Raw genomic sequence first — 22,888 nt, 5'->3', positions numbered from 1 at the left:
CAAGCCCACCCCGGCGTCTCCGCCAGAGGGCCCTCAGGGTGGCACGCCGGTTCTCTGCAGAACGGATGCCCCCACCCGAAATCGAGTAGGGAGTGGGGGCGGGTTGGAGCCCGACCCCACGTCCCTCTCACACCACCGGGCATGCGTTCTACGCACTCGGCGGTTCCTCTGAATCGTTGAACCTTGGATCGGCCAAGACTCGGTTCCTCTCCTTCGCTGCAAGCCACTCGTGGTGACCTTTTGACACCGGAGACAACATACGGTTGCCTCCTGTCAAATCGGTGACCTCTCAGTCGTTCCTACCTTCAACGCGGCTTGTACAGGGCGGAAAGTCCTGCTTCTTGGTCCAGAGGTTCGGCCCTTCCTCCGACCCGGTCAACTTCCTTCCGGTCGAGGTACTATGGCCTCGGCTGACTTCTCCGGGCCTCTCAGCCCAGAGATCTCCCATGGTCATCTCACTGGCTTTCCACACGTCCCGCAGGGTTTACCACCCGCGATTACGGTTCGCCGTTCGGGCCTCTCCATCCATTGCTGGATTACCCTCGCGGTAGGCCTACTTACCCTGTTCCTGTTCGTCAGAGCGCGTGTTTGCCTCCGGCTTCTTTCAGTCCTTCCCTTGCGGGAAGCGCCTTGCCTTCGGCTTATGATTCCTGCGAACTCGGCTCATTCGGGACTCTCACCCTATAGCCTGTGAGCTTGCATGGCACACAAAGAAAATGCCGACCGGTCACAGGGACCGGTCGGCACAAGAGACTTCCGGAAAACGATCACTTTGAGGCATACTTAACCGTGCAGCCGTAGGGCTTGGCCTGCTTCGGACTCACCTCCTTGTCGTTCATCGCCTGGGTGAGGGAGGTCTCGACGTAGTTCGTCGCTTTCTCCGTGATGTAGGTCTCCGACGGAAGCGTTGAGTTGGTGTTTGCAGTGGCCCAGTCGTCGATGCCACCCTTGTAGAGAAGGGTTCCTTTCGGACTAATGACGTACATGTGCGGCGTGACTCGTGCGCCGTACATCCTGCCGACCTTGCCGGATGGGTCCATGAGGATGGCCGCCATTTGGCCGTTATGTTTCTTCTTCTGCTTCTTCATCTGCTTGGGAGGATAATAGCCCTGCTTCCCCTTCGCCGAGGAGACAATCGAAAGCCAAACGACGTTCTTCTTTCCGTATTTTTTCTGGAGTTTCTGCATGTGACCGCTGCTGTAGTGCTGGCCCACGTACGGGCATCCGAAGTTGAGCCACTCGAGGACGACGTATTTGCCTTCGTACTCGGAGAGGCTGTGCTTCTCCCCATCAGCGTCTTTCAGGGTGAAGTCGGGCGCCGGCGTCCCAACGGTGGCCTGACTGCTCTGCGCCGCGGCCGTTGGGGCACCCCCGAGGGCAACAATGAGAGCGAGGGTGAGGGCAACATGTGCGGCTCGAACGAGGAATCGGGACATGGTCGTACGGTGTTACTTTTGAGGAGATAGCGAGAGCAAATTTCAAAACCACGGTGCCGGGGCGTGTTCGGGCGGGACCCGGCATGGCCCCAGGAGGTTTCGAGACCGTTGCGGGCCCGTGAGTCGTCGTGCGGTGTTCTGCGGGGCATTAGCGCCCGGCGGCCTTCAGCCAACCCGGTAGGCGCTACGAGGAGGAGGTGGGGGGTGGAAGGTTGTCGAGGGCGTCGAGGACTGCGTCTTCGGTGAGCACCTCCGGAAGAAGAGTTGGCTCAGAGCCGTCTCCTTTGTAGAGCACGTAGACGGGCACGCCGCTTCGGCCGTGCGACCGGAGGGCCTTCGTAATCTGAGGATCACGGTCCGTCCAGTCGGCCCGCACGAGGGCTACGTTTCTCTTCTCGAAGGCTTCCTGGATGGTCTTCGTGCTGAGCACGCGGCGCTTGTTGACCTGGCAGGTGAGGCACCAGGCCGCCGTAAAGTCCACGAACACCGGACGGCCCTTCGCGCGCAGTTTCTCAATGGTTTTCGGCGAGTAGGACCGCCACGCATCGGCCGAGGCCGTTTTGGCCACGGAGGATGTCGCCGACGGGTCCGCACTGTCGTCCTGCGTGGGCGCGGACGCGGCCCCCACGACCGCAACCGCAATGCCTCCCACCAATGCCGCGGCAGCTACGCCCCGCGAGACGACGGCTGCTGTCCGCGAGAGCCGGGGGGCCGACCAGCGGTTCACGATCCAGGCCGCCAGGCCCAGTAGCAGCAGGCCGGTGAGCAAGAAGGCGACCCCAGCGTTGTTCGTCTGCCGGCCAAACACCCACACCAGCCAGATGGCGGTGGCAAACATCGGGAAGGAGAAGGCCTGCTTCAGCGTTTCCATCCAGGCGCCGGGCTCCGGCAGGCGCTCCAGGAAGGCTGGCGTCATCGACAGGACTACGTAGGGCGTTGCCATGCCTACCCCCAGCGCGGTGAAAATCAGGAGAGCGCCGACCGATGAAAGCGTAAGGGCTACACCCAGGGCGGCGCCCATGAACGGGGCCGTGCAGGGGGTGGCAACGACCGTGGCGAGCACGCCGGTGAAGAAGGCCCCGGCACTGCCGCCCTCCGGCGCGACGCTCTGCATCTGGCCGCCCCAGTTCATTAGTCGGGTGCCCACCTCGAAGACCCCGAGCAGGTTGAGCCCGATGCCAAAAAAGAGCATCGCCATGAGCGCGACGAACACGGGCGACTGGAGCTGAAAGCCCCATCCAATCTGGCTCCCGGCGGCCCGCAGCGCCAGTAGTACGCCGGCCAGCACCCACATCGACGTCAGTACACCCGCCCCGAACAGGGCGCCGTGGCGCCGTAGGGTGCTTTGGTCGCCGGCCTCCCGGGCGAAGCCGAGAATCTTTACCGAGAGCACCGGGAAGACACAGGGCATGAGGTTGAGAAGCATCCCCCCCGCGAGCGCAAACAGGAGGGCCCACGGCAGCGAAAGGCCTCCACTCGACGAAGACGCGCCCATCGCTTTGGCGGTCGAGAGCGTCGAATCGACCGGTACATTGACCCGCATGGCGCGCACCGTCCCCTCGGCGTCCCAGGTCGTGCCCTCCGGCGCAACGAGCACCCCGCGCAGTCGCTTCGCGGGTTCCTGCGCGTATTCCGACTGCTGGAGGGAAATCGTGTAGGTGTCTCCGCTTTGGGTCACCGGCTGGGGAGCCCCAGGATTGATCACCGACTTCTTGGCGGAGAAGAAGTACGCCCCCTCCAGATCCGGGCGCGCCTCGCCGAGGGCCTTCAGGACGAGCGTGTAGCCGTTGTCGTCCCGCCCGGCCCCGACCGACCATTCCTCGACGGGCTCTGGTTGCTTCGAGCGGGCCGCTCCGATGGCCGAAGCCCACTTGGTCTGCTTGGCCCCCTCCGCGGCTACCGGCAAGGACAAAGAGAGCTCAGACTGAGCCGGCAGACAAATCTCCTCGCAGACCAGCCAGCGGGCCGTGCCCGCCAGCGTAACGGTGGTGCCCGGTTGAAGAGTGTCCGGCACCGTGATCTCGGTGAGGAGGAAGACCTCGTCGGAGTAGCCATAGCTGATGAGCGACCCGAACTCAATCCGGTGGGGGTAGGGCCACTGGATCGATCCGGTCTCGAGTCCGGCCGGCAGCGACCAGTCGATTGAGGTGGGCCGCCCGGAGGCGCCAGGGTTTTTCCAGTAGCTGTGCCAGCCCTCTTCCATCGTCAGCCGGAGGGCCACCGTTGCCGACTCGCCCGGCACAAGGGCTTCCCGCTCGCTGACGAGTGTCGCCTCGCTGTGGGGGCTCGGGTCCTCGGACGCCGGCTGGGGCTGGGCCTGAACTGCCGAAAGGCCTCCGAAGACCAACAGGACGGCGACCGTCCATACTGTACCGACCGCGGCCGCACGGGTGGCACGCCAGAGACTGACCATAGGGGATCGTTCTCCGTTGTGTCGGTTGTCGCGAACAGTGTAGCTACCCAATGCCGCGCCAAATGGTTCGTGTTTCTTCGCTTGCGGACGATCCATCGAGGGGCCGCCTCAATCTCCGGCCGAGGTGTTGGCCGGAGGCACCCGTCTCCCGCAAGTCCAGGGTGGGGATTCGCTTCTGTAGTCCCTCGAAGGAGAAGGCCGGGAGGGGAACCTCGGCACCGAAGGTGTTGGGAGCTTAACGAGCCAGGGCGGCGACGTCTCACGCAGAGGCGCTCCAGCTCGGAACCGGAACGCTCCGTGTCCTCCTCTGCTGCGAGCGGACAGCACGGGCCGTTCTGGTCTGAGTGCTCGTCCTCCCGAATATTCGCAGGAATGCCACCGGCTCCTTCCAGCCTGTTTCGTCGGCGGTCATTTCTGACCCTCTCCGACAGCCTACGGCCTACTCAACCCACGATGGGGAGGCGGCTGTTTGGGACCCTCGACGCGGTGCGACACCTTTTGGAGCTGGAAGCCGGAGGGGTGGGGCGTTCCGCCGGACCGGTCGATCTTGTGGGGAAGACGAGAGAAGGGTTGCTCGCTCCGAACAGAAGGCCATGGGGGCCAGCGGTGAGCTTCAGATGTGGATTCCGGCCCGACTTGCGTGGGGTGCACCCGAGAAGACGGCAGTCCTGGAGGTGGAGAACACCGGTGTGGGAGCGGAGCCGAGAATGATTCTGGAGCTGTCAGGGCCTTCAGCAGGTCAGGAAGTGCTCGCCATGGCCTTTTTCTTATGTCTCGCAGGCGAGGCGGGGGGCAACCCGACATCGGGCCCATTCGGCTGCAGGGCGCGGCCTCCCCCGACACGTTCCTGTGCTCCTCCGCCCGCTCCTCAGAGGGAGAAGCGGTATCCGAGGCTGAGGGTGAGGGCACCATTCCGGAACTCCGCCTCCTTTCCTTTCTCGGCTGCCGCCTCGTCGTCGGGAATAATCTGGTTGAGCCCGAGATCATAGTGGGCCCCCAGCGTCACTGTGCCCAGATTGCGCACCTCGTACCCGACCTCAAATCCCCCAATGACTCCGACCTCAAGCGGGTTTACTTCGCTTTCGGGGATTGCCTCCGTCTGCACCTCCTCATTGCGCTCGATGTCCTTCTGCACGTTCACGCCGACGGACGGCCCCAGCACCAAGTACGACTGAAAGGAGCGCCCAGTCGGAAGGCGGGCCTCCAGGAGAAGCGGAAGCTGGAGGTACGAAAACTCGTAGCTTTCCTGAACGTCGATGGGGGTGCTGGAGTCCACGCCGAATGCCCGCGTATCGTTTACAGTGGCACCCTTCTGCACGTACGTCAGTCCAGGACGAACGGACAAGACGGCGTTGAGCGGTATGGAGACGAACGCGCCCGCGTGGAATCCTTCACGACGCTGATAGTCGAGGGAGCCGCCACGCGTGATTGCTCCGGTATTCCCGTGGAAGGTGGACAGGGCACCGCCGGCCTTGAAGCCAACCTCAAGGTCCTGCGTGTTCTGGGCGTCTGCCGCGGTGGGAGCGAAGAACAGTAGAACGGCGAGCAGGAAAGCACAATGTCTCATAGAATCACGTTGTTGATTGAAAGTCGCGCTGGACGATGTCGTTGAGGGGACGCAGCGCCTGTTTCTCGTGCGTGCGTTGTGAGGGGACTACTCCTCAGATTCGTCCCCGAGCGCAACGGTCGCAACGACGCTGCGATGGTCAGAGGGGTAGCCCCGCACTGCTAGGTCGGTCGGCCTCTGGTCCCGAAGGCCGATCGTGTAGGCTCCGGCAACGTCCACGCCCTCCCCTGCGACGTAGATGATGTCAATCCGGTCGTGCACCTCGCTGGTGTCATTCTGAAGGGTGGTCCAGGTCGCCCCGGGTCGCTCCACCTCATCGGGGTGGACCTGCCGGTAGGCATCTCGAAATCCCTGCCGCATGATCGTCCGCGAGGTGGGCCACGAGACCTGCAGGCCGAGGTGCATCCCGGCCTTCGCCGCCTCCGAGGTCCAGTCGAGGTGAGACGGTTCGTTGAAGTCCCCCATCAGAAACACGGGGGCTCCTTTCTCGAGCGGCTTTTTGAGACTCTCCAGCACCGGTTGGATCTGTGGGAGCCGAGTCATGCGCGCCTCCGCCACGGCCTCCTCTGGGTTGAGCTCATCGTCCCGCAGCTTGTATGGCTGGTACGGGTAGGCCGCAAGGTGGACGTTGGCGACGTGAATGGGATCGTTGACCGTCAGGTATATCGTGGCCCCGTAGCGGGTCGGGCGCGAAATCGGGTACCGGCTGAGTAGGCCCGTATCGTGGGCGCCACTGGCCTCATGATCGCCGTTGTGGTAGAAGTAGTAGCCCAGCTCCCGGGCGACGCGGCGCAGCCGCGGCTCGCTAATCTCTTGAAGGCCGACAATGTCGGGATTCGCAGCTCGAATTGCCCGAATGGTTGCCGAGTCCGGGGTGGCGTACAGCACATTGTACGTCATTATCGTGAGCGAGTCGGGCCGTTCGCGCTCAGGGGCGGGCGTCTCCTGAGCATAGGTACTCCCCATACTCAATCCCCCCACCAGGAGGAGTGTGCCGATACAGAGCGGTTTCAAGAGTGCACGCATAGGGGGGGCGGCGAGCTGGGAAGAGTGTACTGATCGCCAGGGGGCCGGGCTCGCACCGTGACAGGCGGGTGTGAGGGGGCGGTGGTCTGTCCCGGCGAACCGTTACTGAAGAAGCCACATCTCCGTGTTGATGTTGTCTGGCCCCTGCCGGTCGACGGCCTTCTGATAGCTCTCAGCGTTCAGGGACTGTTCGCTTGCGGGATAGCGGAATCGTATGGGAATGCGGTCACCGTTTACGTTGCTCCTTGATGGCTCAATGTCCGGGACGCCAGTCCGCCGCCAGTTAAACCATCCCTCCATGCCGGTGTAGAAGAGCGCAATCCACTTCTGCCTGTTGATCCGGTCAATAGCGGCCTCCGCATCGTTTGCTGGGAAGGCGACCCCCGACTGGCCGAAATACCCGCTCGGGACGGACTGGCCGTACTGTTCCATCGACGCCGTGATGCCTTCTTCGTAGAAGGTCTGAGCATTCCCGGAGATCCACCCTCGCACAGCAGCCTCAGCCTTCAGAAACTTCACCTCGGCATACGTCATGATCAGTCCCTTCGCGGCGTCGGGCTGTTCGAAGTACCGGGTGGTGTTGAGACTCGACTGGTGGTCGCGCCCCCCGTTGAACTCGTTCGAGGCGTCATCGGTGAGTCCGTTTGGCACCCCAACGTACTCCGCGCTTTGGTTGTCGTTGGCGGCGCTGGTGGTGTCCGCAAAGACCTGCAGCCGGGGATCGTCGTATGCCAGGAGCGTGTCGGTGAGCGTCTTGCTTGCGCGGTAGGTGCGAAAGCTCCCTATGCGCGAGGTGTGGGGAGGCCACTCGTTTGGGCGCGAACTGAGGTACTCGAGCGCTGCGTTGTCGTCGTTGCCCTCAAACACCGGATACTGGCCCGGGTTCTCGACGATCGTCGCGAACTGCTGAGACACGTTCACGCCGTCGATAGCGCCTTGCTTCTCGGAAAGTCGCATCAGCAGGCGGAGCCGAAGCGAATTGGCCAGTTTTCGCCACCTCGTCAGATCGCCCCCGTAGAGAATGTCGCCCCCGAAAGTCCCGCTACCGGGCTCAATCAAGCTGTTGGCCTTTTCCAGATCGCGGAGCAGCCCTTTGTAGATGGCCTCCTGGGGGGTGTAAGCCGGCGTGTTTTCCCCTCCTTCCAGTACGTTCACCGCTTCGGTGTACGGAACGGTGCCGTATGCGTTGGTAAGCATCGAGAAGATCCACGACTTCATGATGAGCCCCACCCCTTCGTAGTTGGGGTTATTCCGCTCCTGAGCGATCCGGATCATGGTCTGAACGTTGCGGAGGTCCTCGTAGAGCGGATCCCAGTACCCGACCCCGGCCCAGTCGTACCGGTCGATGTCAGTGGCAAAGGACACCTTCGCCGCGTACTGGAGGACGAGGTTCCCAGTCGTGTGGGCTGCGTTTACGGACGTGTTTACTGAGCTCCGGATGATGTTCGGGAGAAGCAGGTTCGGCTGTACCTGTTCTGGCTCATTCGGGTTGGTGTTCACCTCCTGGTAACGAGAGTCACATCCCAGCATCAGGCCCGATGCGAGAACAACAGCCGCGAGGGCAGCGCCTCCAATCTGTTGAGTGAGAGAGCTACGGAGGAAAGAAAGCAAGTGCATAGATTCGGTCGGGTGAGTCGTGAGAGGCATGACGACGGGCGGTACCTGACGACGAGCGGTACCTGGGGGTCAGAAGTCCAGCTGGACGTTGAACCCATAGGTGCGACGGGAGGGAATTTGCTGCTGTTCGAACCCGGGCGTACGCTGCGTTCCGTTCGCGACCGTCGTCTCTGGGTCGATGTGCGGCACGTCCGTGAACAGAAGCAGATTGCGCCCGATGACGGAAACCCCAAGGTTCTGCACACCCGCCGCCGCCAGCCAGTCCGACGAATAGTTGTACGTGAGCGACACCTGTCGGAGCTTCACGTACGAGGCATCGAACGAGTTGGCCTCGACGTTCGTGCGGGCGTTGTACTGCCGGAGCCACGTGACGTACGGGGCCGGAGTCTCGTTGGGCTTGTACCCGCCGTTCCCGTCCGCTACGACGCCGTCGCCGATCACCGTTCCGTCCTGACCATTCTCCAACACGGGTTCTGCCCGGCAGCAGGTCGTGCCCTCCACGGTACCGCCTTCCATGGTGGTGGCGTGCATGTAGGAGTAGATAACCCCACCCTGACGGACATCGAAGAACGCTTCGAACTGGAAATCCCTGTAGCTGAGGGTGGTGCCGATGCCCCCCTGCCAGTCGTGGTTGTAGTTGCCGATCTTCTGGACCTCCTCGGTCAGTTGCGGCAGGCCGCCCTCGTAGATAATCTCCCCATGGTGCGGGCTGTCCGAATCCTGGACGCGCTTGAACACGCGACCGTAGATGTCGCCCATGCGACCGCCCTCCCGAGCCTGGACGGTTCCTCCGCCGAGCGGATTGGCAATCTGGAAGACATCAATCTGATCGGCCAACTCGACGATGGTGCTTCGGCTGCGCGTCCAGTTCAGCGAGATGTCCCATCCAAAGCCCTTGTAGTCCCGCACCGGGGTGAGCTGGAGGTTCGCCTCGAACCCGTAGTTGCGAACCTTCCCCGCATTCACGAGCCGGCTGTCATAGCCCGTCGCGCTAGCGAGGGGCACGCGAAGAATCTGATCTCGCGTCGACCGGCGGTAATACGTCGCGTCCAGACCAACTCGCCCACTGAATAACTGGATGTTCGTCCCGACCTCCCAGGAGGTCGTGATCTCGGGCTTTAGCTCTGGATTGCTGAGGTTTGACTCTGAGACGACCGTCTGCGTGCCTCCCCAGGCTGGCTGGAAGCTAAAGGTATTGCGAAGCCGAAAGGGTTCGGTGTCGTTCCCAACCTGCGCCCAGCTCGCCCGCACTTTCGCGAACGAGATTGGCGTGTTCTCGGCGATGTCGAAGAAATCCGACGCGATGAAGCTGAGAGACGCGGAGGGATAGAAGTAGGAGTTATTGTCCAGAGGAAGGGTGCTCGACCAGTCGTTGCGGGCCGTCAGGTCCAGGAAGAGAACTTCCTGGTAGCTGATCGTGCTCGTGCCGAAGACCCCGAAAATCTCCTCGGCCTGTTCGAGCTCGCTGGTCTGCAGGCTAGCCCGGGAGTTCCCGATGTTGTAGACCCCCGGGACGCTCAGCGCCGGCGCTGTGAGCTGGAGGGTGCGGCGCGTCTGGCGCATGTAGTTGGCCCCCACCGATGGCTCGACTGTGATCTCGTCGGTTACGTCGTAGCTGTAATTGACCAGCAGATTGGTATTCCACTCCAGGAAGTTCCGGGTACTTTCGCGCATCCAGCCGTTTTTCGCTGTAATGGTGCTGAAGGCCTTCCGCTGCTTTGTGAGCTGGTCACTGAAGTCAATTCCGGACCGGACCCGAACGTCGAGGTTTTCTGCGGCCTGGTAACGGACCGACAGATTTCCGAACAGTCGGTCTCGGTCCAGGCTGCTGGTGTTCTCGTGGACCTGAAAGTACGGGTTGTTCGTCCAGTTCAGGTCATTGTGCGCCTGCTGGACCCCCTTCTGCCTCCAGTACGGCCGAAGGCGGCTCTGAAAGTCGAGGTGGCGGGCTCCCCACGTGAAGAAGTACATGGTCGACTCCGACCCGTATCCGCTCGTGGGAAGGTTCGCGCTCGTTGTTTTCGTGTACTGCGCGTTGCCGTCGACGGTGAGTGCGTCGGTGATGTCGTAGCTGCCGGACAGGGACGTGTTTGTCGCGCGCAATTCGGTGTTTGGCACGATGCCGGTGCGGTCGCTCCGGGAGATGGAGGCGCGGAACGATCCATTCTCGTCGCCCCCGCGGAGCGCGACATTGGTCGTATAGTTCGCCCCCGTTTGGAAGAACTCGCGCACGTTGTTCGGAGCGGAGGTCACCGGCGTCGGAACTAGGTTGCCGTTCTCGTTCCGGGGACCTCGGAACTGAGGGCGCTTCACGCCTTCATCCAGAGGGACGCCCCAGTTCCAACCCGGCGCGTTTGTACCGTCGACGTAGCGGAACCGGCCCCCGTTCCCATAGCTGTACTCGTTCTGGTAGTCGGGCACGCGAAGGGGCGAGCTGAACGTCACGCCCGTGTTTACGGATGCTCCGATGCCGTCAGTGCCCGAGCCATCTTTGGTTTCAATCAGGACGACCCCATTTGCTGCACGCGAACCATAGAGTGCAGCTGCACTCGGACCCTTCAGCACGCTCATCTCCTTGATGTTCTCCGGATTAATTTGGCTTAGCCCGTTCCCGAAGTCTACTTGTGTCGACTGCGAGGCAGCGGCCTGCGTGTTCGGCGTGTTATTGATGGGCACTCCGTCTACGACGTAGAGGGGACGGTTCTCGCCGGAGAGAGACGACTCCCCCCGGATCGTCACGGTGGGGGTGCTCGCCAAGCCGGCAGAGCCGCTGGTGATGGTAACTCCGGCCACCTTCCCGGCAAGACTGTTCATAATGTTCACCTCTTGCGTCTCGGCCAGCTCTGCTCCGCTCACGTTTTCGACGGCGTAACCCAGGGAGCGCTCCTCCCGATCCACCCCAAGCGCGGTAACGACCATCTCTTCCATTCCCACGGCGGCCGGGACAAGAGTAATGTTCAGCGTGCGAGTCTCCCCGGGCTCCAGCCGGATCGTGCGGCGCACCGTCTGGTAGCCGACAAACGAGGCGACAACGGTTCGCTGGCCAGGGGAAATGGAGGAGATGCGGTAGGACCCGTCCGGGGCCGTGGACGTCCCTTTCTGAGTCCCACGGATGCGGACGTTCACGCCTGGCAGGGTCGTCCCCGCCGAATCCGTCACGACCCCCTCCACAACAGCGGCGGGCTGGTCCTGAGCGTGGGCGGAAAGACCGAAGCAGAGCAGTCCGAGTAGCACACTCGAAAGGAAAACGAAGCGTCGCAAAAAACGCATCGGCGGCGAACAGCTCTTTATTGACGAATAACTACGTTTGCAAATGAAAACCTTCAGCGCCTACTATTTTGTTAACTTGCCTATTCTATGTCGTGAATATAGTGTTGCCAAATCTTAACGGTAATAGAACGATGGCGTCAAGCTTGAATCCTTCGGAATCTATTGCGTCCAAGAGTCTGATTTGCATTCGTATCGACAAGAATCGACAACCGAAAACGCAGACTTGAAAACTCCAGACGCTTACTTCGGGCGCTCAGGAAGCAGTGCGGGCCGCCCGACGCCTCTCGGCCGGTAGGACGGGGCAGGACGCACCGGTTGCTCCTGAAGACCACGGTCGTGCACGGTGAGCACGCGAATGAGCAGGGAATACATTCCCGCATGGTGCAGGGTGTCCGACGCTGGCGAGGGGCGAAGCCCTGAGCGCAGTCCATGCTTCCGAAACCGGCCGACCAGGGCCGAGTCGCGGCTCAGCACGTGGACGGGCGTGGCGCGGCTCTCCGTCTCTGCGGTGTAGGGTTGGTGGTCCCCCAGAACGACGACGAGGCTGTTGGAGGGGGCCTGCGTGCGTAGGTAGTCGGACAGGACGCGCCAGTCGTACTGAATGCGCCGACGGAGGTGCTCGCGTTGCGACAGCGTGTTCGTCCGAGCCCGCGGCCGGGCAGGACCCTGCCCCTCTGCTTGGTAGTGAGACGAGAGGGTTGGGGGATAAAAGTTCCCGGGTCCCTTCAGGAACGGCGGAGGCGGATCGGCCCACGGAGCGTGCGGCGTAACGGTTTCGAAAAACAGAAAGAGAGGGCCTGTGGTCGGCACCACGAACCGCTGATGGGCGACGGCCAGGCTGTACTGATCCGGCACGATGCCCCACCCGTAGTCGGGCCCGCGGTACTCGAGGTCCTGGAGGTAGAAGGTTCGGTCGAACCCGTACAGATTTCGCACCGGAAGGCCTGCTCGTGTTCGCACTGGGGGCTGCAGGGCCGCCGTGGTGTACCCCTGTTGCTCAAGTACTCGAACGAGGTGGGGGTAGCGCGGCAGCGTGCGGCGGAGCACGTCGAACGTGGGCTGGTGCCTGACGGGAGTGCCCAGTAGCAGAGTCCCCATGCTCAACCACGACAGCCCCCCGAACACCGGCGCCTTGCTCCGTGCCGTCGCCGCGTGCCACCCTGTGGCCCGGAGGGAGTCGCCCATGCGACGCATGAAGGAGGCGTGTGGCCCGGATGGGTCGGAGGGGACAGTGAGCGCCGACCCGTACGACTCGATCATGACCAGGTACAGCGAGGGGCGGTGGGTCCACTGGAGGTCGTCGTACCGGGCGTACGTCGAGTCTGCCTCCTGCTGCTGGCGGCGGAGGACCTGTCGGTTCAGGTCGGTCGACGCTTGAACGTTGCGCACCAGGCACTCGGTCGTAGAGTAGCAGACGGTCTGGTAGGTGCGGCGTTCTACCCCACGGTTCGGCACGGACTCGACCAGTACCAGTCCCCCGACGATGAGGGCGCCTCCAAGGAGCTGCTTCCGCACCGATGGGGAGCGCACGTGTCGGTGCACCCTGCGGATAAGGGCAGGAAGGCCCCATGCGAGGACCCCGAGGCCTCCAGCAGCGCCTCCGATGCCCGCAACCTGTAGCCATGTCAGGTCTACGTTTCGGGCGAGATGCAACGCCCCGATCGCGTGGGGGGCATCCGCGTACAGGATTGGACTGCGGCCCAGCGTCGAGAGGACCGCCGCGTCATACGTCTCATAGACGAGAAGGAAGAGGATGCTGCCGGCCATGGCGTACTCGACCCACGATGTCTTAGACGAACGGGGAACCAGGGCCAGGAAGACGAAGAGGCCGAAAAGATCGAGGCTGAGCAGGTAGTACAACCGCGTGGGCCTCGTTACGGTAAGCTCGGCCGGAAGAGTGCCGAACAGAAGTGTGGGCAGTTGCAGGAGTCCGTTCAGGAGCACAAACGCACCACTCACCTGAAACCAGGGGGCTCGCAGGAGCCGTCCGCCTGACGAAAATGGGCGTTTTCTGATCCAAGAGGGAAGGTCCACAGACTGATCGGGGACTTTGGGCGAGAAGAGGGCATGGTGAGTTCGACGACAGGGTGGCGGTGTAGCGGGACGGATATGCCTGTCATACTCCCGAGCTTCTCGTCCGAAACATGACTCTTCTCCACAAACGATTCCCGTCCACAATTTTCACCAGCGGTCTGTGCGGCCGCTCGAACCTCTTTGATGGCCAGTGTCGCCATACGGGACGTAGTTGCTCGACTGCCCACCGTGTCCATCACGCACCCATCGGCGTGGACACAGTACGACCATGAGCGAATTCCACAGCGAGGCGATGAAGACACGCTCACAGCTCACGTAAAGGTCCCTGCAGTCGACCAGGGCGGCGACGATGTCCATCGAAGAGTACGATGAATTGGGGGATCGCCCCCGGAGATTTGTTGAGGGCCAGGGCCGAGCCGTATTGCGTGATGTGTACCGTGTGTCAGCGTCTGTCCTCAGCACAAAACACGCAACACGTTCACGACACCTCGTGAATGACGTGCTGCACCACGCCCCACACCACGAGATCCTGTCCGGGCTGAATAGGAAGAGGCGTATGGTCGTCACTCTCGGGGACGAGGTAGGGCTGTTCCTCGTGGACTCGGTACCGCTTCACCGTGAGCTCCCCGTCGAGAGCAGCCACGACGACCGCCCCGTCCGTAGGCTCCTCAGCCCGGTCCACGACTAGAATGTCGCCGTCGTGAATGCCGGCGCCCGTCATTGAATGCCCGGCCACCCGTACGAAGAATGTAGAGGCTTCCCGACGGATGAGGTGCTCGTTGAGGTCGAGCGTCTGCTCGACATAGTCGTCGGCCGGCGACGGGAAGCCCGCGGGTACCCATGAGAGATAGAAGGCAAGGGGCTGGGGGCAATCCCGGCGGGCCCGGAAGACCTCGGTGACGGCGAGTGAGGAGTCGGCCATGGCGGAACCGATACTGATGCAGTGCGCGCGGCATCGCCAACATAACACCCAGCACACATAATTCAAACATACTTTCCGCCCCTCGCTGGGCTAACCAGGGCGTGCGCGACCGCGGGCTCCCACGTTCGGCCCCACACGACGCAGCCGAGAGTGGCTTCCTCACCAGGGGGCGGTCCGTTCCGGGCGGGGATCCACGGTCTCGGCCATGCGGTCGGAGAGGCGGGCGAGCAGGCTTGCCTGGGCATCCTGCAGGGCCGGGTCGTCCCACCGGTTGGTCGTCTCGGCCGGGTCCGCCGACAGGTCGTACAGCTCGCCGGTGCCGAGGCCGTGCATCCGCACGAGCTTGGCCGACTCGGTCCGGATCATTGTGGCGAGCGGGCGGACAGGGTCCTCGTGCCAGGGCATCGCGTCGTAGTATTCGCAGTACACGCTCTCGCGGTGGACGCTGGTCTCGCCGGCTAGCACCGGCGCGAACGACCGGGCCTGCATGCCCGGAGGAGGCTCCACGCCCGCCAGGTCGAGGAGCGTAGGGGCCAGGTCCCCGAGCTCCGTGAGCGCATCCACCGTGGCGCCGCCCTCGACGTGACCGGGCCAGTGCACGATGAGCGGAACCCGAATTGCGGGGTCGTAGAAGTACGGGCCCTTAAGATAAAGCCCGTGGTCGCCCAGCATCTCGCCGTGGTCGGAGGTGAAGACGACGATCGTGTCGTCCCGCTGACCGGTGCGGTCGAGCGCATCGAGCACGCGCCCGACCTGCGCGTCGATCAGGTCGCACATGGCCCAGTACGCTGCCCGCACGAGCCGGTGGTCCCGATCGTCCATCTCGGGGAAGGGAAACTCCCCCTCCGTGTTGTACGCGCCGCGGTGGTCGAGGCGCTGAAAGACGGGTTTCTCGTCGAACTCGCCTGGCGTATGGGCGGGCAGGGGAAGGGCTTCGAGCCGGCCAAGATAGCGCTCCAGGTACTCCGGGGGCGGGTCGAACGGATGGTGCGGGTCGAAGGGGTTCATCGAGAAGAGCCACGGCGTCTCCGCGGCCTCGTGGGCTTCGATGAAGTCGATCGTGCGCTCGGCACACCAGGTCGTCTGGTGGTGCTCGGCCGGCACGGAGGTTGTCACGTGCGTGGAGCCCTCCACGGGACGGCGCTCATAGGCGACGCCCCGCCGCCGCAGCCACGTGTGGTAGGCGTTCGTCGGCCACACGTCGTCGGTGTCGTGCGACCAGTGGAAGACGGCGTACCCGTCGTCGATCCGCTCCTCCCGCATGGGATGCCCCTCGTCCTTGTCGGGGTGGCATGGGGCCAGGTGCAGCTTTCCGGCCAGGCCGCACGTGTACCCTGCATCGGCGAGGCGGCGGGGCACCGGCACCTCCCGGGCCGGCAGCGCCTGACCGTTTTGGCGGCACCGGGTGGTGCGGGGATACCGTCCGGTCAGCATCGAGGCCCGGCTCGGGGTGCACACGGGGCTTTGGCAGTAGCAGTGTTCAACCCGGACCCCGCGGGCCGCGAGTCGGTCGAGTTGAGGGGTATTCACGTGGGCGTTGCCGTAGCATCCAAGCGTGTCGGCGCGCTGCTGGTCGGTACAGATCCACAGGATGTTGGGCGGCATGGGGAATACAATTTGGTGGATAGAGTCCGGGCGAACGGCCCGCAGGCAACGGGAGGCCAGTCCCCCGCGATGTGCGGGAGCGCCACCAATCAACAAAACGATCCCCAAAAACCCCATTCGAGACACGACGAGGACGCACCTGGGGCCGCAAGTGGGATCTGTGAGGGGGCACAGGGAAGAAGGGGGGTCGGAGGTGCTGGCACGGAGCGTTCGGCGCTTTAGGGTCGGCGGAACCAGAGGCCCGCCGCCGCTTTTCGGCGATCCTCCGTCGTTGTTCGTGCGGCCGTCCACAACCACGAGCAACGACCAGAGGGACGTGCCCCCCTACGACAAGCCGCTACGCCGGACCAATCCACGATGGACTCCTCGTCCCGCCTGCCCGAGCCTGCTGCCCCAGACCCGCTCCTCCGATGGGCCCTCGGCCTCCTGGGAGCCGCGTTCATTCTCGAGCTCTACGTCTCGAATCCATGGACCGAGCCGTTTTTCGAGTGGGACACGTGGGTCCTAGCCGGTGTTTTCCTGGGGTTCGGCTTTCGACGCGTCGGGCAGCATCTGGACCAGCGGGGTCAGGCCGGGCAGAAGACGTTTCGGTGGGCCAGTGTTCTCGTGTGGGCGGCCTCAGCGATCGGGGGCCTTGTCGCCTGGATGTATGCGTAGGACGTGGTCCAGGACGCCTCTCCCCGACGGCTTCCACCATTCGACGCGATAGAGTCGAGGCGGCTGCGTCAGCGGACTCTCAGCGAAAACGTAACGCTGTCCAGCCAAGATGGGCCGGGGACGTGCAGGCTCGGTACACTGGAGAGGGGCCAGCCGGTGGGAGACAGCGTCGGGACGAGTAAAGTCCGCTATCCGAAGGGAAGGGACGGCTCGGGCGGCAGGACGGAGGCCTCAGTCTCCAACCAGCAGGGACGGAGACACGCCCCTCGGCTGAAGGGCGGGGAGGCGGGTCGTATCGGCCGCGGCGCCCCGGTCATGGGCCACCAGGAGGCGGACGAGAGACGAATACAACGCTTCCTGGTAGAGGTGCGGACTTTCGTCGGACAGGAGGAGCCCCTTGGTAAATCCTCGTCTGCGAACGGGGTCGACAAGTGCCGCGTCGGTGCTGAGCACGTGGAGTGGGACCGTGCTGTCGTCTGTGTTAAGGAGGGGCGGCTGGTGGTCGCCGAGAAGGAGCACGAGGCTGCCGGGAGGGGCCTTCTCCATCAGGTATTCGCGGAGGACCCGGAGCTCGTGGGCAATGTGACGGAGGTAGCGCAGGGATGTCGGCTGGTCGTAGATGGTCGGGGCCGTAATGGAGTCCGGGAGGAAGACCGGCGGAAACGACTCGGCGTTCGGGTGGGGGGAGCGATTTGCTGTCGTCTGCTCGTTGAACTGGCGCCAGTTGTCGAGGTAGGGCGGCAGGCCGTAGTTCCAGAGCGAATGGGAGTCGACGGTTTCGAAGAAGAGAAAGAAGGGTTTCTTCGAGGACGATAGGTACTTGTGATGCGTGAAGTGGAGGCTGTACTGGTCGGGCGCGTCAGCGAGCCCGTAGGATGGGCCCTGATAGTTGAGGTCCCGGCGGTAGACCGTCGTGTCGAAGTCGTAGAGGTTGCGAACGGGGAGCCCTGGGCGCTCGAACGTGAAGGGCTGGAGGGCGACGGTCCGGTAGCCCTGGTGGTCGAGAAAGTCGACGAGGTGCGGCACGTCCGTGCCGGGAACCCCGGAGGTCGCCCGAAACTTGTTGAAGAGAAGCTGGCGGTTCACGCGCACGCCGGTGAAAAGCGTAGCGATGGAGAGCCACGACCGGCCGCCCCGCACGGGCACCTCGCACCGGGCCGTTGCCATGTGCCAGCCGTCCGCGGCCAACGCCGACTCCAGGCGGCGCATGAGGGGACGATACAGGCCGCGCAGGGATGGGCGATCATTGAGCACTGATCCGTACGACTCGATCGTGATCAGGTAAACTGGGGGACGCTGATCGAGGCTGAGCGTGTCGTAGGTGGCGTAGGTGGAGTCGACAGGGGCGGTGCGCAGGGAGTCGAGCATTGCCCGGAGGCGGAGCGAGGCCCGAACGTTAGCAATCGCGCTGGTGGTCGTCGTGCGCACCCGCGTCCGGTCGTTCGAGGACTGGTACGTAAGGTTGGGGGGACCGAGCTCCAGACTCGGTCCGATGACCAAAACGAGGGGCCAGGCGAGCAGGTGGCCGGCGAGCAGAAGCGCGCGGCACGTCCCGTATTTCCCGGTGCGGACGATCGTTCGGAGGCACCGGGTCGTAAGCCAGACGAGCCCGGCGGCAGCGGCCAGGGCGAGCAGGAGCCCCCCGCCCACGCGCCACGACAGGCGGTTGACGAGGAGATAGCCGAGGTTGTCGGCGAACTGCAGATCCTCGTAGAGAATGCCGCTGCGACGGAAAGCCGTGTACACGAGGGCGTCGTACGCTTCGTAGAGCAGGAGAACCCCGATGCCCAGTCCTGCTCCTACCCGAGCGGTTCGCTCCCAGCGCGTGCGGCCGGCGTAGACGACCGCCGTGACGAGGACGAGCACCTCGACGCACAGGGGAAAGTAGGGGCCTCTCGGAAGCGGCGTACCCAGGGCGGGAAGGAGCGGAAGCAGGTTCAGGACGGCCCAGGCCCCAACGAAGAGAAGCACCGTCCAGCCCGAGCCCGAGAGTGAGGTCGTCCAGCGATGGGACATAGAGGAGAAGAAGCGGTGGGGCATTCGGCGCGGCCGTGTCCAGCCTCAAGCCCGCTCCCCCGCGGGCACTACCAGTGCCACAACGCCTGCCGGGCAGGAACGACCTCCCAGAGAGAGCGCACAAAAGAGAACAGAAGCGCGGCCGTGGCCACGGTGACGAGGGGGCGGTAGAGGAGGGGATAGGGAAGAAACGAAGCGAGAAGGGCTCCGATCATGCAGCCGTACACGTACCGCGCCACCGTCGAACGAGACTCCGTCGTCTCTGGGACCGGCAGGAAGAAAAGCACCAGCACGAATCCGTAGCGCAGTAGCCCCGCCCCCAGAATCCAGACGGGCAACGGGCCCTGAAAGGCCGCCACCCCGCAGAGGAGAAGGAGGAAAAGAGCGTCGGTCTCCTTGTCGAAAAACGCCCCGAACTCCGAGGAGAGCGCGTGGCGCCGGGCCAGCCACCCGTCGAGGCCGTCGAGGGCGAGAATAAGCAAGCTGAGCACGATGAGGTACGCCGCTCCCGCCGCGGCCGTCAGGGGAAGGAATCCAAGGAGACCGACCCGCACAGCCGTGACGCCGTTGGCCAGGCCGAAATCTCCCTGGGGGGTCCAGCGCCCCCGCCCGGTCACCACGAGCGCGCCGAGCATGACGAGGCCCGCGACGAGAAGCGGATCCAGTGTGCGAAACCACGCAGTGCCCGCAGTCGCGACCAGTAGGCCCGCGGCATTAACGAGCGCCCAGCGCTCGTTGGACGTCATGGATCGGAACCGGGAGCTAGGAGAAACCACGGAAAACAGGAGGACGATCGGTAGAGCTACAGGGCGCGCGACGCGGGGCTGGTGGATTGCCTCGTAAGCCGTCTAGCCAAGGCCGCAATCGACGAACGGAAGGGGGACGTCGAGGATCGAGGAGGAGCCATAAAGGTCTGGTGAACATCCATTAACTCCCACAAGTATTGTAACTTGGTCGATCCGCTTTCAATGGAGTTGCTGCGTCATGAGAGCGCGCTCCTTAGTCTTCCGCATTCACCGTTTATGGAGCAGAAAATGGACCGTTCTCGTGCTCCACGTCGTAGGGGGGCTTCTCCTCACTGGGGGGCTCGGCGCCTCTGCTCGTGCGCAGATCGAGGGTCCTGACATTCAGAGGCTCTCCCCGTCCAGCGCCGTGACGGCCGGAGTGCGTCTCGTCCAGACAGGCCGGGCGAGCGAGGCCGTCTCCCTGCTGCGGCCCGTGCTGGTGGAGGACTCAGTGCGGCTGGTACCGCCGCACGGCGCTGTGGCCTACTGGTTGGGGAGGGCGTACGAGCAGGCCGGGCGGCCCGACAAGGCCCGGTCGACCTGGCGGACGGGACTGCGCGCCCTCCGCACTCACGGGCAGTTCGACGTGCGCCTTGCCGACGCGTATCTCCAGAGCCTTACGCCCAAGCAGCTCCGTGGCGAGCGGCTGTACGCGGTGGACGTCTACCGGTCTCTTTTCCGTCGCGTGGGCCCCGACGCCTCGAGCGCCCTGCAGTCCCTGTTTCGACGTCGAGTTGCCCAGATCGCCCCTCTGATGACCAACAAGGTGCTCGGGCGGGTCATCGAGGAGGACCGCTCCACCAAACCCCACAAGTGGACGTTCCAGACTGGAGCAGACACGGTGCTGGTGGAGTGGTGGCGCGGCCTCGATCCCCTTCCGGCCACCGCCGCGAACGAGCGCCTGGAGGAACACCTGGCCCGTCTCGTGAAGGCGCGGAAGAGGTTTCCGTGTTCGGAGCGCGCGGCGCGGATCGATGATCGGGGCATCGTTCATCTCCGGTTCGGGGCCCCGTACAAGCGACGCTCGATCGACTACAAAAGCGGAGAGTTTTTCACGGAGGTCTACCGGGGCGGGGTCCAGGTGCCGCCGTCCAGCTTTCCGAAGAGCGAAATCTGGCTCTACCCCCACATCGATGAGTCTGGGTACTACCTCTTTGCCGAGGCGGACACCTCAGACTGCTACACAATTGCCAGGGCGAACGACCTCGTCCCCAACTATCTGACGCAACGACGGCCGGACACCAAGCGGGGGCTCAACATTGCCTACTCGGCCATGATGGCGCTGCGGGCCGTTTACCGGGAACTGGCCCTGTATCACATCGACTTCAGCAGCCGGTACAGCGACATTGCCAACTACGTTTCGCGGCAGAAGATGAAGGCCACGAATGCGAAAGCCACCGGAACGACGTCGGGAAACTCGGTCCAGGTGGGAAGCGGCATCGGGCAGACGCGACGGGTGTTCGAAAATCCGGCGCTCGGCCTGGAATTTCCCACCCGCTTTGTCCCCCGTCTCGTACACCGTGCCGAGCGGGCGGATCAGGCGGCCGCCGAGCGTCGGAAAGAGGCCATGCCCCGCCAGTACAGCACGTTGCTTGAGAGCGAGGCGCAGCTGCCGGTGGCAGTGCGGACGGCCCGGTTCCTAAACGACGACGGGACCACCCGGACCGAGGTCTACTGGGGCGTCCCGGCCTCTGGGCTTCAGCTGAGTGAGGAACAAGAGTCAACCTCGGGGACCGCGTCCCTCATCACCTTCTCGGCGGTGCAGTACGACGCCCGTCGACGGACCCGCCAGCGCATCTCCCGCCAGTATCGGATCAACACGACGGCGGAGGACAGGCAACGCTTGATCGTTCCCCCGCCCGTCACCTTCCGCGGTACGACGGAGCGCCACCACGTAAGCCTGCAGTGGGAGCAGTACGAGCTCTGGCAGCAGGACTCGACGTCCGTGGGAGGCGGGAGCATCGGGCAGAAGCGCCGCCTCGCCACGGCGCGGGCCGACTCGCTGGCGCCACTCCGGGCCGAGGGGCGCGTCGAGATGAGCGATGTGAAGGTGCTGACGCTCCCCGACACGAGTGCCCGGAGCCTCGCCACTCTGACCGAACAGGCCTCCCCCTACCCGTTTCGCACCCTCTCGGCCGACACGCCGCTCCTGCTGTCGTTCGAGGTGTACCACCTCTCTTTTGGGGCCGACGACCGGACGCGCTACACCATTTCCTACGAGGCGAAGGGCAAAACGAAGCGCGGCTGGACGAACCTCTTCCGCGGCACCGACACGCGGCGGACCAGTACCGAGATGACGATGGAGGGCACATCCCGCCGGACGGAGGAAACCATCCGACTCGATCTCTCGCAGATTGAGCGGGACGAACCCCAAGACGTGCGCGTGACGGTCCGCGTGACCGACGAGGTGACGGGCAAAACCGTCTCGCGGGATGTCGAGTTTATGCTTCGTCCCCGCGAGAAGGCGGGAGAGTAGGACATCGATACGAGTCTCCTGACTCCGCTTTGCTATGGCCAGTCCATCTATGGATAACTCAGCATCGTCCACCGACAAGGAGACTGCCTCTCCTGGAGACCCGCCCGACTGGGTGGGCTACTGGCGAGTGCGTCGCTGGGAGGGGACCACGCCCTCTGTGCCCACCTACTACGTGGCCACGACCGAGAGTTGGGACGTCGTAAAACGAGAAGCGAACCATAATCCCGACGTCGCCGCCCACCCGATCCTTGAGATCAACGGGCAGACGATTGTCCTCAAAGATGAAGGGGAGGCCGATGAGAATGCGGAGCGGTGGCGTATTGAGGTAGACGAGGAGACGCTCCACGTGACGGCGCTGACGGGGCCGCACGAGGGGACTACTGGGCGTGCTGAGCGAATCGCCACGGACCCCCGGAAGGCTGTCTCTGACGAGACAGACGAGGAGGTTCGTTGATCCCAGACCATGGTGCGATACCAGATCATGGTGACGGGGGGCGTCTGGAGGGCGTAGCGTCGCTCCTGGGCAGAGCCCTGGCATTTCGGGGTCGCCGTCATTCACCACCGTCGACACAGACCCCACTCGCTCCCAACGGTAGAGAGCTCCCCGAACTGTCGTGCCTCAACAATGCTTGATTGGCTCCTCGGCCGCGTTCACGGCACGAAGCACGGCGCGCCCCTCCTGCGGGGCTATCTCTGGTGGGGGCTCTTCGTCCGCGCCATCCTGCTCGTGGCGCTCGGCACCCTGCTGGTGGTGGAAGGAAATGTGCTGGCCGAGTGGCTGCTCACGGCACGCGTGCCCTTCGCTCCGGAAGACGTGGAGGAACTGACTGCCATCTCGTACGGCGTGCTCTTCGTGATCCTGGCCGTTGGGACGGGGGCGCGCTGGCGGCTCCTTCACCGACTCGACGCCACCGAGCAGGCCGCCGGCGTTCCGTCCGAAGAAGAGAAGTCCGGGGACGTCTGACGCGTCCTGGTGCCTGGAGAGCACGGGGGGCGTCCGGGCACTTCCGATTCGCAATTTCCACCGGGTCCGTGTTAGATTAAGATGGAGGAGAACACGGGGC

Annotated in this window: 15 protein-coding genes; 4 read left to right on the top strand and 11 right to left on the bottom strand. The window is 63.9% G+C overall.

From position 1 onward, the window contains the following. Positions 1-767: 767 nt before the first annotated feature. The 9 genes from ABEL04_RS04470 to ABEL04_RS04430 form a co-directional block, all read right to left on the bottom strand. Complete coding sequence (locus ABEL04_RS04470) at positions 768-1,436, bottom strand: redoxin domain-containing protein (protein WP_375801186.1); 669 nt, start codon at positions 1,434-1,436, stop codon at positions 768-770. 184 nt (positions 1,437-1,620) lie between these two features. Then, complete coding sequence (locus ABEL04_RS04465) at positions 1,621-3,849, bottom strand: protein-disulfide reductase DsbD family protein (RefSeq protein ID WP_375801185.1); 2,229 nt, start codon at positions 3,847-3,849, stop codon at positions 1,621-1,623. A gap of 868 nt (positions 3,850-4,717) precedes the next feature. Next, positions 4,718-5,416: a porin family protein gene (locus ABEL04_RS04460; protein WP_375801184.1), complete on the bottom strand. Its 699-nt coding sequence runs from the start codon at positions 5,414-5,416 to the stop codon at positions 4,718-4,720. An 87-nt stretch (positions 5,417-5,503) separates the two neighbouring features. Next, complete coding sequence (locus ABEL04_RS04455) at positions 5,504-6,442, bottom strand: endonuclease/exonuclease/phosphatase family protein (protein WP_375801183.1); 939 nt, start codon at positions 6,440-6,442, stop codon at positions 5,504-5,506. 102 nt (positions 6,443-6,544) lie between these two features. After that, the gene (locus ABEL04_RS04450) at positions 6,545-8,059 is read right to left on the bottom strand and encodes a SusD/RagB family nutrient-binding outer membrane lipoprotein (RefSeq protein WP_375801182.1); all 1,515 of its coding nucleotides are present in this window, start codon (positions 8,057-8,059) and stop codon (positions 6,545-6,547) included. A gap of 69 nt (positions 8,060-8,128) precedes the next feature. Further along, entirely contained in the window at positions 8,129-11,293 is a 3,165-nt protein-coding gene (locus ABEL04_RS04445; protein WP_375801181.1) for a SusC/RagA family TonB-linked outer membrane protein, read from the bottom strand. Between the two features lie 276 nt (positions 11,294-11,569). After that, a complete protein-coding gene (locus tag ABEL04_RS04440; protein WP_375801180.1) occupies positions 11,570-13,363 on the bottom strand; it encodes a hypothetical protein in 1,794 nt (597 codons plus the stop codon). 478 nt (positions 13,364-13,841) lie between these two features. Beyond that, positions 13,842-14,285 (bottom strand): LexA family protein, encoded by a 444-nt coding sequence (locus tag ABEL04_RS04435; protein WP_375801179.1) that lies wholly within the window; start codon positions 14,283-14,285, stop codon positions 13,842-13,844. A gap of 159 nt (positions 14,286-14,444) precedes the next feature. Then, positions 14,445-15,890, bottom strand: a complete 1,446-nt coding sequence (locus ABEL04_RS04430; protein ID WP_375801178.1) for a sulfatase — start codon at positions 15,888-15,890, stop codon at positions 14,445-14,447. A 357-nt stretch (positions 15,891-16,247) separates the two neighbouring features. On the opposite strand from ABEL04_RS04430, the gene ABEL04_RS04425 reads away from it, so the two are divergent. Next, entirely contained in the window at positions 16,248-16,547 is a 300-nt protein-coding gene (locus tag ABEL04_RS04425) for a hypothetical protein (RefSeq protein WP_375801177.1), read from the top strand. 231 nt (positions 16,548-16,778) lie between these two features. Here ABEL04_RS04425 and ABEL04_RS04420 read toward each other — a convergent pair whose 3' ends face one another. Both ABEL04_RS04420 and ABEL04_RS04415 read right to left on the bottom strand, forming a co-directional pair. Further along, entirely contained in the window at positions 16,779-18,563 is a 1,785-nt protein-coding gene (locus tag ABEL04_RS04420; RefSeq protein ID WP_375801176.1) for a hypothetical protein, read from the bottom strand. 68 nt (positions 18,564-18,631) lie between these two features. Next, on the bottom strand, positions 18,632-19,309 hold the full coding sequence (locus ABEL04_RS04415; RefSeq protein ID WP_375801175.1) for a CDP-alcohol phosphatidyltransferase family protein: 678 nt from the start codon (positions 19,307-19,309) through the stop codon (positions 18,632-18,634). A gap of 301 nt (positions 19,310-19,610) precedes the next feature. On the opposite strand from ABEL04_RS04415, the gene ABEL04_RS04410 reads away from it, so the two are divergent. The 3 genes from ABEL04_RS04410 (at position 19,611) to ABEL04_RS04400 (ending at position 22,788) form a co-directional block, all read left to right on the top strand. Next, the gene (locus tag ABEL04_RS04410) at positions 19,611-21,824 is read left to right on the top strand and encodes a GWxTD domain-containing protein (RefSeq protein WP_375801174.1); all 2,214 of its coding nucleotides are present in this window, start codon (positions 19,611-19,613) and stop codon (positions 21,822-21,824) included. A gap of 49 nt (positions 21,825-21,873) precedes the next feature. Beyond that, positions 21,874-22,278, top strand: coding sequence for a hypothetical protein (locus ABEL04_RS04405; RefSeq protein ID WP_375801173.1), 405 nt, complete (start codon positions 21,874-21,876; stop codon positions 22,276-22,278). A 171-nt stretch (positions 22,279-22,449) separates the two neighbouring features. Continuing rightward, positions 22,450-22,788 carry a hypothetical protein gene (locus ABEL04_RS04400; protein ID WP_375801172.1) on the top strand — a complete coding sequence of 113 codons (339 nt, stop codon included), beginning with the start codon at positions 22,450-22,452 and terminating at the stop codon, positions 22,786-22,788. Positions 22,789-22,888 lie beyond the last annotated feature (100 nt).

The organism is Salinibacter sp. (genome assembly GCF_042218895.1).
In the GTDB taxonomy this organism is placed as follows: domain Bacteria; phylum Bacteroidota; class Rhodothermia; order Rhodothermales; family Salinibacteraceae; genus Salinibacter.
This window is presented reverse-complemented; position numbering and strand designations above follow the sequence as displayed.